Source organism: Colwellia sp. BRX10-9 (genome assembly GCF_014077405.1).
In the GTDB taxonomy this organism is placed as follows: Bacteria; Pseudomonadota; Gammaproteobacteria; order Enterobacterales; family Alteromonadaceae; genus Colwellia_A.
This window is the reverse complement of sequence record NZ_JACGVV010000004.1, coordinates 124,683-138,268: the sequence shown is the minus strand read 5'-3', so window position 1 is coordinate 138,268 and position 13,586 is coordinate 124,683. Positions and strand designations below refer to the sequence as shown.

The following is a 13,586-nucleotide window of genomic DNA, read 5'->3' as shown; positions in this document are numbered from 1 at the left end:
TTAACCCAATGATTATAAAGAGTATTAATATTTGAACTCATCGGGGATAGGAAGGTTTTTTGCAATCGGTGTCGGCCTTTTGGCTTTACCTTTTTTATGTTCGTTAAGTTGAAAAATAAAAGCTAACACTTGAGCAACCGCAGCGAAGAGCTCTTCTGGGATTTCTTGATTGGCGTCTGCGCTATAATATAAAGACCGTGCTAATGCCGGAGAAGCAATAATTTCAACATTATTTTCTTTAGCGATAGTACGAATATGCATCGCCATTTCATCAATACCTTTTGCCACTAACATTGGCGCACCACCGGCGGTGACATCATATTTCAACGCAACCGCATAATGCGTCGGATTGGTGATAACCACATCAGAGTCTGGCACTTCTTGCATCATTTTACGCTGCGACATTTCATATTGAGTACGACGAATACGACCTTTGATTTCAGGACTACCCTCAGAATTTTTCATTTCGTCTTTAATTTCTTGCTTAGTCATTTTTAACTGACGGTTGTGATCCCAAGTTTGATAGGGCGCATCAATCGCAGCAATAATACCTACCGATAAGGCTAATGCTAAAAACATCCATTGTAATAAAGTTACCGAGTGCTCTAAACTCAGTGGGATCAGCTCCAAACTAAGACCTAATATTTCTGGAAACAAACTACTCAACAACAGATACGCGACAATAAAAACCACAAAAAACTTCATTAACGACTTGAATAACTCGACTAAAGCTTTTATGCCAAACATACGCTTTAAACCGGCTAAAGGTGACAATTTACTAGCCTTTGGCGCCATAGCCTCAGAAGAAAAACTCATCCCTCCCAACATAGTATTGCCAATAAAAGCGGCGACGATAATAATAGAGAATATCCACAACATTGGAGCAACTAACGTGCCTACCGAGCCCCTAAGCACATTGTATAACGCATGAATGTCCATGACTTCTTCACGGCTCAAGCTAAATGACCGTTTCATAATTCCGGCTAAGCTTTCAGTTAACATACCGCCAACCAGCATTATTGCAACAGCACTCCCCACCAACACAAACATAGTGCCTAAATCTTTTGAACGTGCTATTTGACCTTTTTTTCTCGCATCAGCAATTTTCTTAGCCGTAGGTTCTTCTGTTTTTTCACCGCTACCTGCATCAGCCATTAGTTTGCCTTACAATTAATGAGGTAACAGCTAAAGTCGAGTGCACGTTGCCATTGCAATTCATAATGCGTAAAAAAGTTACCCATAGTTAACCACATAATTAACAAACCAGCACACATAGTTACCGGAAAACCTATCGCAAAAATATTTAATTGCGGGGCTGCTCGCGTCATAACTCCAAAAGAAAAGTTAATCAATAACATAGCCGTTAGCGGCGCTAATGCTAACGATAACGCGGTAACAAACATCCACTCGCCCCATTCAACCACTTCTTTAAATTTATCGGCCGTAAACTTGTACTCCCCGATGGGCAAGGTTTCAAAACTGGCAACAATAAATTGTATATAGGCTAAATGTCCGTCCATTGCCCAAAACATCAGGGTAGATAGAATCAAGAAAAATTGGCCAACAGCAGGAACATTCATGCCACTAACCGGGTCAACGAGTGAAGCAAAACCTAAGCCCGTTTGCATAGCAATAATTTGACCCGCTAAGGTAAAAGTATTAAGTACCATAACGGTAACTAGGCCAAGCGCAACACCAATAACCATTTGTTCAAACATAAGCAGCGCTGTTTCAAAAGAAATCAGGCTGCCAACTTGTGTTGGCGGGATTGCCGGCATAACGGCGACCGTTAATGTTAGGCACAGAAAAATTTTAACTTTACCTGGAATGATTTTAGAACCAAAGCCAATCATTGCCATAATAAGCGCAGAAATGCGCGCGAAAGGTAAAATAAAGTCAGCAATATATTGCATCACAACTGACTCGGTGAATTCCACTAGCTCACCACACTGGGTATACTTGCAATCAGTCGGATAGTAAAATCCATGAGTTTTTGTACTAACCAATGCCCTCCAAAGATAAGGGCTAAAAGTGTCACGATTAATCGAGGTAAAAAGCTTAATGTTTGTTCATTAATCGATGTTGCCGCTTGAAATACAGCAACGATTAAGCCGACACACAAACCCGGAATAATAATCGCAGACACCAAAACAATCACTAAAAATAGTGCATCACTGAGTATGTCGACAAAAACTTCTGGATTCATTAAATACTCCCCATGCCATAACTCGTTGCGATAGTGCCTATCACCAAGTTCCAACCATCTACCAGCACAAATAACATTAGCTTAAAGGGCAAAGAAACGATCATCGGCGATAGCATCATCATACCCATTGCCATTAAAATACTAGCAACGACTAAATCAATAATCAAAAAAGGAATAAAGAGCATAAAACCTATTTGAAAAGCCGTTTTTAACTCGCTAATAATAAAGGCAGGAATAATCACGGTCATCGGTAAATCAGTGGGTTGATCAACTTCAACAATACCCGCCATATTGGCTAAGGTTTGTAGATCTTTAATTCTGGTTTGTTCAAGCATAAACGCTCTTAAAGGAATTTTTGCACTATCTATGGCTTGTACTGATGTCATTTGGTCGGCTAAATAAGGTTCAATCGCTCGTTGATTTATTTCATTATAGACAGGCGTCATAATGAACATGGTCATAAAAAGCGTTAAACCTATAACCACCTGATTAGACGGTGTTTGTTGTAATCCTATCGCTTGTCTTAAAATGGCCATGATCACGACAATACGGGTAAAAGAGGTCATCATAATAATCGCAGCAGGAATAAAGCCTAATGCGGTCATAAACATTAATATTTGCAGGGTTACCGTATATTCTTGTGAACCGTCAGGGTTAGTGGTCAGCTTCAATGCCGACATACCCAAATCATCAGCGGCTAATACCGTTTGACTGGCAAAAAAAGCAACAAGGAGGAAAAATAAAAAAATAAAACCTTTTACAGAAAATAAACGGATCAGTAAATTTTCGAGTGGATTTCTTTTTGCCATTGCGTTAGCAGAACATTGCGCCGTTTTAGCACCATCGTTTAATATCGAGTCTTTCATGAGTATTTTTCACTATTGGCTTTATTCGCAGAATTACGGCTAAAGCGTGCTAATGTTTGGCTAAGTTCTATCGGCACACCACTTTTAACTTCAATAGGTTCGGCTAGCGTATCAAGTATATTAATTTGTTGACCGGTAACACCGAGTAACAGTTGTTTTTTACCCACTTGCACCACCACTAATCGTTCTTTGGAGCCTAAATTTAAACTAGTCACCACTTTCAAACCATTTACTGAGGTGCCCCCTACTTGAAGCTTTTTTAATAGCCAAGCAACAATAACGATAGCAACGAGTACCGCCAATAATGAAACGATCATGCTACCGGCATCAATATTACCCATAACATGTCGTCCTACTTCAACGGTCGCCGGTGCTGTTTGCGCTATCACGGGAGCGTCGTCTGTTTCAACGACGGTTGTTGCGACGATACTTTCTTGAGCATGGCCCAAAAAAGTAAGTAAGCTTAACAAGCTAAAAAGTAAAAAACGCATCAGTATTACTTCAACTTTTTAATACGTTCAATTTGGCTAATAACATCGGTTAATCGAATACCAAACTTATCGTTTACCACAACAACTTCACCATGCGCGATTAACGTACCATTGACCAATACATCGAGGGATTCACCCGCAACTCGGTCAAGCTCAACAACAGAGCCTTGGTTTAACTGTAATAAATTACGAATGCTAATATGACTACGTCCAACTTCCATTGAAATAGTCACCGGAATATCTAAAATCGCATCCAGTTTACGTTTTTCATCACCCGTTATTGGTGCATCTTCTTCAAGCTCTTCTAACTCAACAGTTTCGGCTTTGGCTGCAGCTTCGGCTTGTTCATCCATCGCTTCATCCCACATGCCTAAATCATCGTCTTTATCACTCATGCCATTGGCCTCAAATTTATTTTTTTGTTTACTGCTGCTTTAATAAAATTATTAATAATCGAAATCGTCTTCTAAAAGATGTAATTCAGCGTCGCTATCTAGGCGCTTACCTCCTTTAGTTAATATCGTTAATTCGTTTTTCACTGATTCAGGACGTTTAATTTTTTCAGATATTTTAATCGCAACATTATCGCGACTACGGCCTAGTTTTGCTCTAAACGACGGTAAACCTTCAATTAATACCGTAATATGTTCTGGCATCTCAATAGGAATAATATCGCCCTTCTCTAAGTCCATAATCTTTTGTAAAGGTAGGTCTACAGAGATAAATTTAGTGGTTAATTCAACGGGAACATCCATTATTTCATCGCGTAGGGCTTTCGACCATCGCATGTCGGTATCTTCTTTATCACTCTGTACACCGGCATCAAGTAGCTCACGGATAGGTTCGAGCATTGAGTAAGGCAAAGCAATGTGAAAATCACCACCACCACCATCAAGTTCAATATGAAAAGAGCTGATCACTACCACTTCGGTAGGACTAACAATATTGGCCATCGACGGGTTAACTTCAGAATCTAAATACTCAAAAGAGACATCCATCACGGGTGACCAAGCTTCTTTGTAATCTTCAAAAATTAACTTTAACAGCATTTGAATAATACGACGCTCTGTTGGCGTAAATTCACGACCTTCAATTTTTGCATGATAGCGACCATCGCCACCAAAAAAATTATCGACTAAAATAAAGACCAGCCGTGCTTCCATGGTAATTAATGCGGTGCCTTTTAATGGGCGAAAACGTACCATATTTAAGCTTGTTGGCACGAATAAGGTATGAACATATTCGCCAAACTTGATCATCTGAATACCATTAATTGATACTTCAGCAGTGCGGCGCATCATATTAAATAAACTGATACGCATATGGCGTGCAAAACGTTCGTTAACCATTTCCAGTGTTGGCATCCGGCCACGAACAATGCGATCTTGTGATGAAAAGTCATAGTCAGACGTGCTGCCAGCTTCACGGGCAAAGTCTTCAACTAGCTCCTCTTCTTCAACGTCATCAACACCGTGTAATAGCGCATCAATTTCGTCTTGAGATAATAAATCACTCACTGAATAGTCTCTTTAATTAAATGCATTGTTTTATCGCATAGCCTTATTGCATTACAAAACCGGTAAATAATACTTTTTCAACCACATTGCTACCTTCAACTTCTTTCATAATTTTATGAACTTCTATTAAAGATTTCTGTTTCAATGAGGTTTTTCCGGCACTGGTTGCTAAATCATCGGCATTTGATTGAGAAAAAGTCGCTAGTAAAGTACTTTCAATTAATGGTACATGCTTCTTTGCCGCTTCTTCATTATCAGAGCCACGTACTAATAATTGCACTCTGATTTCTACAAATCTGTCGCGGGCAGCGCCAGGAACATTAAAGCGAAAAGGTCTTGGCATAGGTACATAAAGCGCAGAGCCTGTACTGGCACTAACACTTTCAACGGCTTCGCCTTCACTGGCACTATCACCGTCTAGCTCAGCATCAAGTTGCTCTTGAGAAACAGCATCATCTCCAGCCAGAAAAAAATAAGCCGCTCCACCGCCAACAGCCAATATCACAACAGCAGCAATGATAATGATCATCTTTTTGCTTTTGCCTTTACCGTCTAATTCTAATTCTTTACCTTCGCCTTTATCATCAGCCATCATCAAGCCTTTATTATCTATTTAAATGTTAAAATTACTTTCAGTCAACTATATCGTTGAATGGTCAGCGAGCCAATGAGTTTTGTCATTTATGCGTAGTAATCTATACCAGTTGACGAACCTTTAACCAAATGTAGTGTTTGAGTATCACTTAAATCTGAAAATTCATTCTCGTTACCGTCACCACCACCTTGGCGACCTTCACCGAGTTCTTCTTCATTATTATTTTGTTTACTTTGCTGTTCGACATTCGCATCACCGACATTGACGCCACTTTCAGCAAGCATCTCTTTTAATCGCCCTAAATTTTGATCGAACGCTTCTTTAGCCTGCTGATTTTGAACAGTAAAATTAACAACCGCCTGCTCATTTTGCAGATTTATTTTTACGTTCACATTACCTAATTCTTGTGGGTCAAGACGAATTTCAACCTGCTGAAGCTTTTGGTTCATCATTACCATGACTTTATCATTCAATGCGCCAGTAAAGTCTTTACGGTATACCGATAAGGCTTCATTTTGTAACGCTGTCACTTGCTTGGCATTTGTTGCTGATTGGGCCGTTGATTGCACATGGTCACTGGTTAATTTAGTGATCATTTCCTCCGCAGAAGCCGTAGATTTGGTTACTTCATTATTGGCTCGATGCATATCTCTATTAAGAGTATTCTCAATACTTGTACTGACTTGTTTCTTATCAAATATTTCATTAATAGTTTTTTCTTTGACTTGAGCATCATTGTTAGCCACTTTATCAAGCTGAGTTAAGCTTTGTGCCTGCTTTTGGTTTTGTTGCTCTGCCGACTGATCTTTAGCTGGCTCTTTAAATTGTTCACCGGCATTTAAATTTTGTGTTTCAAGGGTTTTCTGGTTTATCTGATTAACCCCTCGACTATTATTTGCGTTATTTTCCTGAGCTTGTTTTTCACCTGGAACAGCTACACTTGAAAAAACAACATTATCCGTATTGACCTTATCAGCATCAATTGCTATTTCGTTAACCAAGCTTTCATTTTTAAGGGTTACAGGCAATACCGCTCCAGCCAACTCTTTATCGACCGACGTTTTACTATTGCTGATACTTTGATTACTTTTATCAGGAATTATAGCTTTGTCTTGATTGGCGATAAGTGCAGCTTTAATTTGTTCAAGTTCAGTATCCGTGGGCGCTTTTTCCATATCCGCTAATAGCGCTTCAAGATCACTTAAAGGCATCGCCTGTTTCGGTACATTATTGGTTTTATCTACAATCGGCTCTGCTTTTAACGACGTTTCGCTTTGAGCAGGAGGAACGGATTGCGTGGAAAGTTGGCCATTAACATTCGTTGTTTTTAGCGAGGGAGCTTGTCCTTCACTGTTTGTTTTTTTCTCCAATAATGCAGATAAAGCTAATTCAGCCTCCCCTTGCACAACTTTATCAGCAACGACTTTGGGTTCGCTAGCTAGGTCAACTTTCTTTGCTGGCATTTCACTGTTAACCGTTACTGGAACGGTTAATGATTTAGCTAACTCTGGCGCAAGGCTATCTTTTGCTAGGGTATTATCACTGGTCGCTACATTTTCTTGGCTATTGCCACCAAGCACTTGCCTTAACATTGCTGCTAACTGTGTTTTTTCTTGTTGATGACTACCAGCCACAACTATTGATGGTTTTTCATTAAGTTGTGATGGTATCGTACCGTCATTTTTCACCGTATCATTTAATAGTTGTTGTGACGCAGATAACAACGACATTAATTGCTCGGTACTTTTATCTGTATTTTCAGGTGCGGTGGAATTTGTATCAAGATTAATTAATCCGCTAGCTTTGTGTTCCGGTGTTTCTTCTTGGCTATTTTCTACTCGAACATTTTTTTCACTAGTCGCTGTATCATCGTAAGGCAATCTTTCTGAAGCTTCGCTTTGGTTAATTTCTGTATTAACCTTCTCATCAGAAACTCCACCCATTTCCTTTTCTTTTGGTTGCACATCCGTTGTGGAAGATTTTTCTTGGGGTACTTTCTTTTCAGCATTAATTTCGCTAGCAAGTTTCATGTTATTGCCACTTGCCTGTTGCTTTTTGCCGCTTTGTTGACTTTGATAATGCTGGTCAACCATTTGTGCAAAATCTTTAGTTGAATTTTTGGATGTGCTAATCGCTCCTGACTGAACAGGGCTAAAGTCCTTACTTGGCGAGATATCTATGGCTAATGGAGTAACTTGCGGCATAGTAAACCTTTTTATTTCAATGGTAAATTTGAGCTATATTTACAATGATGACAACGTCGTTTATTGCGAATACTTTTTATATTAGTTAAATAAGCAAGTATTGTTCCACTTAGAAATTACTATTTAATTCACTTTACCCCCGCATTTTACGACGGACAAATTGTTGAGTAGCAATTTCATCAAACATTTTTTGTTCTTGCTTGTTAGCGATAAGAGTGAGCGCTTGTGTTTTTTTATCAAGCAGTAATTCTACCGCTTGAATTTTTTGTCGCTGCGCTAGCCAGAGCTGTTTGCTCTTTTCCACCATCGCCTTACTCTGCATAATCGCAATATCAACTTGCCCAGCAGCATAATCGAGCTTGGCAATAAAGGCATGAAAATGACTAAACGTCGCGCTATCAATACCCACCATAGAGCGAGCATTCAAACGTTTCATATATTCAAGACGATAGTCACTGACACTTTGTAAACGTTCAAGATTTTGTTGGTATTCAAATTCAGCAGTTTGCAGTGCTTGCGCTGCTTTTTTTTCTTTATCCTGTTCATAGCGATGTAAGGTATTTAGTTGCTTTAATGGCATAACGTCCTCCTAGATAATACTAAACAGCTAATCAATTTTTCGAAAATAGCGTTAACGTTATTATGTTTAGGCATTTTGCTGGCCTTGTTTTGCTTGCGCGTGTGCTTGCGCTGCAGAAAGTATTTCTTGAAGTTGCGTTAAGCTTTGATCATAAGGAATAATTTCCAACATTTTTTGTTGTAGGAAGAACTTGATCACCGGCATTAAATCAATGGATTGATCAATGCGAGGATCATTACCACGGCTATAAGCGCCAATAGCAATCAAATCTTTATTTTGCTGATAGAGTGAGTAGACTTGCTTTAGTTGCCGAGCAAGTTGTTGATGCTCATCACTGGTCACCATCGGCATAACACGGCTAATCGAGCCTTCAATATCAACAGCGGGGTAATGCCCTGAATCGGCTAAGGCACGAGATAAAACAATATGTCCATCTAAAATAGCACGCGCCGCATCAGCAATCGGATCTTGTAAATCATCACCTTCGGTTAACACGGTGAAAAATGCGGTAATTGATCCCTGACCATCGCCACCGTTACCGGCTCGTTCAACAAGTTGGGGTAACTTTGAAAAGACCGAAGGCGGATAACCTTTGGTTGCCGGTGGTTCGCCGACAGCCAGTGCTATTTCTCGTTGCGCTTGGGCATAACGCGTTAGCGAGTCAACCAGTAGCAAGACATTCAGACCTTGATCACGAAAGTACTCAGCAATTTGTACGGCAGTTTCACAGCCTTTTAAACGCATTAATGGCGAATTATCGGCAGGCGCCGCAACAACAACTGAACGTGCTCGCCCTTCTTCGCCTAAAATTTCTTCGATAAACTCTTTAACTTCTCGACCACGTTCGCCAATTAGCCCCACAACGATAACATCAGCAGTTGTGCCGCGTGTCATCATGCCTAACAAGACACTTTTACCGACACCTGAACCGGCAAATAAGCCCATACGCTGACCAATACCAACCGTTAAAAAACTATTAATAGCGCGCACACCAACATCAAGTGGTTCAGTGATACCACGCCTTGATAACGGATTAATCGGCTTATTGTTTATTTGATAGTTGCCTGAGTTCTTGATTGGCCCTTTGCCGTCGAGTGGTTTACCAACACCGTCAACGACTCGGCCAAGTAAATCCATTGAAAAGGGTAAGCGAGCTTTAGTTGTCAGTGGCACAACGCGCGCACCCGGTAAAACACCTTGTAAGCTTTGCTCTGGCATTAGAAAAGTTATGTCTTTAGAAAAACCAACAATTTCAGCGATTAAATCGCCTTGTGCCGTTTCGACTAAACATTGGCTACCAACTGCCGCTTTTACGCCAACAGCTTCAAGCGTTAATCCGACTACTCGGACTAAACGCCCAGCAACAGAGACTTTATGCGGGTGCACAAACTCTTGGCAGTTTTTTAGTCTTTCATTAAGGCGAGAAATATCAACCATAGCGGTATTTTGACTCTTTTGTACAAGAAATTACTGATGTAGTGCATCTTGCAAAAACGAGTCCAATACTTCTTTTATTCGAGATTTAACACTCAGGTCGATATTAGAGGTGCTATTTTCAATTTGACAGCTACCCGGAACTAATTGCGGGGCAGCGAGTAAACGCCAACCTTGTTCTTGCACATGTTTAGCGCCAAATTGCTTTTCAACACGTTTAATATCGTTGGGGTGTAATAAAATTTGCGTTTGCGCTTCTTGGCTGGGTAAAGCTTTTATACCCGCAGAAATCGCAGCAATAATAATATCAGGGTTAGTTTTAGCTTCTTCTAAGGTAATCGCTTCGGTGAGTTCTACGACAAGATGAAGTAATTGTTGTTCAACATTTTTTTCGACATCGAGTAATGGCTTATGAAGCTGTTCAGTAAGTGACGCCCATGCAGCTGATTGTTCATCGATACTTTCTTTTGCTTCGGCTAAGCCAGTTTCAAGACCTTCTTGGTGACCAAGTACCATACCTTCTTCATGGCCAGAGACTTTACCTTCTTCATAACCTTTAGCAAAACCTTCTTCCTTGCCCTGATTAAGGCCTTCATCAAATGCAGCTTGACGAATGTTTTCAATATCTTCTGCCGTTAATGGCGCGATTTCTTCTTCAACAAAATCTTCAGGGGGCTCGAAACGCCAAGCGGCTTTCTTTCCCATAGCATTGGTTGTTTCATCTTTAATTTTATTTTCAGATTTAACCGTCGGCAATGACCAAACATCGGTTTCTTGTTCGGGATTATGTTTAATAACTTCAGCATTCGATTTATTTAATAATTTCATAATATTTTATAACAGTAAGTTTTGACTGACCTAAAAATATAAGGTTTATAAGAACTCATCACCGCCACCAGCGCCACCAAGCATAATTTCTCCAGCGTCAGATAATCGTCGAGCAACAGATAATATTTCTTTTTGTGCGGCTTCAACTTCACTAATACGCACAGGTCCCATAGCTTCAAGGTCATCTGCCAGCATTTCAGCGGCACGTTTGGACATATTCGCCATAATTTTTTCTTTCAGCACATCATCTGCGCCTTTAATTGCTTTCATCAACGCATCTTGTTGTACTTCACGTAATATCGCTTGAATACCACGGTCGTCTACATCGGCAAGGTTTTCGAAAACAAACATCAAGTCTTGAATTTGTTGACTCATCTCTTCGTCATGTTCACGAATTGAATCCATTAGCATACCTTCAACATTGGTATCCAAATAGTTCATAATGTCAGCTGCTGCTTTTAAACCACCCATTTTAGCGGCTTGTGCACCTGCTTGACCGGCAAACTGTTTTTCCATAATTTCATTAAGTTCTTGTAATGCTGCCGGTTGAACTTCTTCAAGGTTGGCAATACGCATCATTAAATCTAAACGCACTTTTTCGGCAAACTGGCTCATAATTTCAGCCGATTGATCAGGGTCTAAATAGGAAAGTACAATGGTTTGAATTTGAGGATGCTCGTTACGAATAATATTGGCTACTTGTTTTGAGTCCATCCATTTTAATGAATCTAAACCTTTTGCACCTCCTCCCATGACAATTTGATCAATTAAATTGCCGGCTTTGTCTTCACCTAATGCTGCAGTTAATGCCTTGCGAACGAATTCTTCACTTTGGAAGCCAATGGTACTGAAGTTTTGTATTTCATGGATAAAGAGCTTATGAACAGCGGTAATTTTTTCTTGGGTGAAATCTTCCATGGCAGCCATAACCATGCCCACTTGTTGAACCTGCTTAGGCTCTAAGTGTTTTAATATTTGCGCGGCATCTTCTTCAGATAAGCTTAGCAATAATATCGCAGCTTTCTCTGCACCATCAAGTTTGTCAACGTCAAAACCCTTAGGTGCAGGGGCTAACTCTTGCATTTCATCACTCATCTTCGTTCAACCAACTTTTAACCACTTGAGAGGAAAGTTCAGGCTCATTAGCAACAAGCGCTCGAACAGCTTTTAGTATATCTTCATCGCGATGTAAATCAGGTAATTGTAAACTACCATCAGGTGCAAAACCTACTGCCGCCGCATCAAAGTCTGATGTTAGCATATCCATGGTTTCATCACCCAAATCAATGTGGCTATCGAGTGATTTATCACCGTAGTCATCAGGTGTTTGATCAGGGTTAATAAGACGTTTAAGCATAGGTTTAACAACGGCAAGTATCAATACAATAATGACTAATGCGCCCATGCCTAATTTGAAAAACTTTAATATGTCGGCATTCTCATAGAAAGGAACTTTAGGAGCATCCTCAATAATTTGACGAGAGAATGGCAAGGTAACGACTTCTAATACATCACCACGTTGTAAATTAAAACCAATACTCCCTTGTAATAAGCGACGAATATTTGACATTTCTTCAACAGATCTCGGTGAATCGGTAATCGCGCCTTCAGCATCAGCAGTTGCCAAGTAATCAAGTGCAACAGAAACGCTTACTCGACGAACGACACCTGCTTGTTGTTTGGTATGGCTGATAGCTTCGTCTAATTCATAATTTTTTGTTGATTCAAGGTGTTTACGACCAGGCATTGATCTTTGTTGTGCACCACCATTCGCATTTTCTGGAATATTTGAATCAAGTGGTGGCTGATTGCTTAACGCTCCAGGAATACCACCAAGTAAACCGCCAATCGTGTTGTCTTCAACTTTCATTTCACTGCGCAGTGCCGGTAAATCTGAATTATAACGACGCTGCATTTCTTCACTTGAGGTGAAATCCATGGTCACATTAACTTGTGCGGTGTAGTTCCCTAAACCAACGACAGGGATGAGTATGCTGTCTATTTTGTTTAAATATTCATTTTCTCTTTTTTTCTCCATTTCAAACTCTTTGCGTGAGCGAGAAGAAACAGAGGTTTGTGAGCCGGAATTAAGTAAACGACCATTTTGATCTGTCACTGTAACTCGGTTAGGTTCCATACCCTGAACGGCAGAAGCAATAATATCAACAACAGAGTCAACTTCTTCTTCAGATAACATCCGCCCTTTACGCATAGTTAGTACCACAGTGCCAGATGCGCTGCGGGTACGTTTAGCAAAAATATTTTCGCGGGGTATCGCCAGTAAAACTTTTGCTCTAGAGATAGCTTGCAGTTCTTCAATGGTGCGAGCCAATTGCTGCTCACGAGAAAACTTAAGACGTTCTGTTTCAAGGCGCTGGCTGACACCAAAACCCATATCTTGCATAATAATTTCACTACCTTCTGTTGGTTCATCAGATAAACCTTCACGAGCAAGTAAAATTTTAATTTCTTGATATTGATCACTTTGTACTGAAATAGTGTTGTTTGCTTGACGGTAATCCACTTGGTTAGCGTCTAGAAAGTCCATTGTTTTGATTAATTGTTCGGTAGGTTGTTTGGCAAGAAATCTATATTCGGCTTGATTTGCCCACATAATAACAAAAACAGCAATAGCTAAACAAATTGCTAATGCCATAATTAAGGTGACTTGGCGTAATAAATCGACATTACCCATAGCAGAAGCAAAGCCTGATTTTTGCTCATCAGCCATATTATCAGCACCATCACTTGCCATTAACCCGGTGCCGCCATCGGCAGCAACCATTGAATTATTATCAGTATCAGCCACTTAATTTCTCCACTACCACTTGATTTTATTACGAAATACTATCTATTTTATACTAA

At 40.0% G+C, this 13,586-nt stretch carries 14 protein-coding genes; all 14 read right to left on the bottom strand.

The features are described 5' to 3' along the window. Positions 1 to 24 precede the first annotated feature (24 nt). The gene (flhB, locus tag H4J69_RS04040; RefSeq protein ID WP_182213522.1) at positions 25 to 1,155 is read right to left on the bottom strand and encodes a flagellar biosynthesis protein FlhB; all 1,131 of its coding nucleotides are present in this window, start codon (positions 1,153 to 1,155) and stop codon (positions 25 to 27) included. Next, positions 1,155 to 1,937: a flagellar biosynthetic protein FliR gene (fliR, locus tag H4J69_RS04035; RefSeq protein ID WP_182213520.1), complete on the bottom strand. Its 783-nt coding sequence runs from the start codon at positions 1,935 to 1,937 to the stop codon at positions 1,155 to 1,157. The genes flhB and fliR overlap by 1 nt, the downstream gene beginning before the upstream one ends. Beyond that, the gene (gene fliQ / locus H4J69_RS04030; protein WP_070374623.1) at positions 1,937 to 2,206 is read right to left on the bottom strand and encodes a flagellar biosynthesis protein FliQ; all 270 of its coding nucleotides are present in this window, start codon (positions 2,204 to 2,206) and stop codon (positions 1,937 to 1,939) included. Before fliQ ends, fliR begins: the two co-directional genes overlap by 1 nt. Continuing rightward, positions 2,206 to 3,015, bottom strand: coding sequence for a flagellar type III secretion system pore protein FliP (gene fliP, locus H4J69_RS04025; protein ID WP_182221239.1), 810 nt, complete (start codon positions 3,013 to 3,015; stop codon positions 2,206 to 2,208). Before fliP ends, fliQ begins: the two co-directional genes overlap by 1 nt. A gap of 53 nt (positions 3,016 to 3,068) precedes the next feature. After that, positions 3,069 to 3,563, bottom strand: a complete 495-nt coding sequence (gene fliO, locus H4J69_RS04020) for a flagellar biosynthetic protein FliO (RefSeq protein ID WP_070374624.1) — start codon at positions 3,561 to 3,563, stop codon at positions 3,069 to 3,071. Positions 3,564 to 3,568: 5 nt separating this feature from the next. Next, a complete protein-coding gene (gene fliN / locus H4J69_RS04015; protein WP_070374625.1) occupies positions 3,569 to 3,958 on the bottom strand; it encodes a flagellar motor switch protein FliN in 390 nt (129 codons plus the stop codon). 51 nt (positions 3,959 to 4,009) lie between these two features. Beyond that, positions 4,010 to 5,080, bottom strand: coding sequence for a flagellar motor switch protein FliM (fliM, locus tag H4J69_RS04010; RefSeq protein WP_146799119.1), 1,071 nt, complete (start codon positions 5,078 to 5,080; stop codon positions 4,010 to 4,012). A 43-nt stretch (positions 5,081 to 5,123) separates the two neighbouring features. Continuing rightward, positions 5,124 to 5,672: a flagellar basal body-associated protein FliL gene (gene fliL, locus H4J69_RS04005; protein ID WP_182213519.1), complete on the bottom strand. Its 549-nt coding sequence runs from the start codon at positions 5,670 to 5,672 to the stop codon at positions 5,124 to 5,126. Positions 5,673 to 5,761: 89 nt separating this feature from the next. Next, positions 5,762 to 7,879 carry a flagellar hook-length control protein FliK gene (locus tag H4J69_RS04000; RefSeq protein WP_182221066.1) on the bottom strand — a complete coding sequence of 706 codons (2,118 nt, stop codon included), beginning with the start codon at positions 7,877 to 7,879 and terminating at the stop codon, positions 5,762 to 5,764. Between the two features lie 133 nt (positions 7,880 to 8,012). Then, entirely contained in the window at positions 8,013 to 8,459 is a 447-nt protein-coding gene (gene fliJ, locus H4J69_RS03995; RefSeq protein ID WP_070374629.1) for a flagellar export protein FliJ, read from the bottom strand. Between the two features lie 66 nt (positions 8,460 to 8,525). Next, on the bottom strand, positions 8,526 to 9,896 hold the full coding sequence (fliI, locus tag H4J69_RS03990) for a flagellar protein export ATPase FliI (protein ID WP_070374630.1): 1,371 nt from the start codon (positions 9,894 to 9,896) through the stop codon (positions 8,526 to 8,528). A 30-nt stretch (positions 9,897 to 9,926) separates the two neighbouring features. Further along, positions 9,927 to 10,721, bottom strand: a complete 795-nt coding sequence (gene fliH, locus H4J69_RS03985) for a flagellar assembly protein FliH (RefSeq protein ID WP_182221067.1) — start codon at positions 10,719 to 10,721, stop codon at positions 9,927 to 9,929. 45 nt (positions 10,722 to 10,766) lie between these two features. Next, the gene (gene fliG / locus H4J69_RS03980; RefSeq protein ID WP_070374632.1) at positions 10,767 to 11,816 is read right to left on the bottom strand and encodes a flagellar motor switch protein FliG; all 1,050 of its coding nucleotides are present in this window, start codon (positions 11,814 to 11,816) and stop codon (positions 10,767 to 10,769) included. Continuing rightward, complete coding sequence (fliF, locus tag H4J69_RS03975) at positions 11,809 to 13,530, bottom strand: flagellar basal-body MS-ring/collar protein FliF (protein ID WP_070374633.1); 1,722 nt, start codon at positions 13,528 to 13,530, stop codon at positions 11,809 to 11,811. Before fliF ends, fliG begins: the two co-directional genes overlap by 8 nt. Between the last annotated feature and the right edge of the window lie 56 nt (positions 13,531 to 13,586).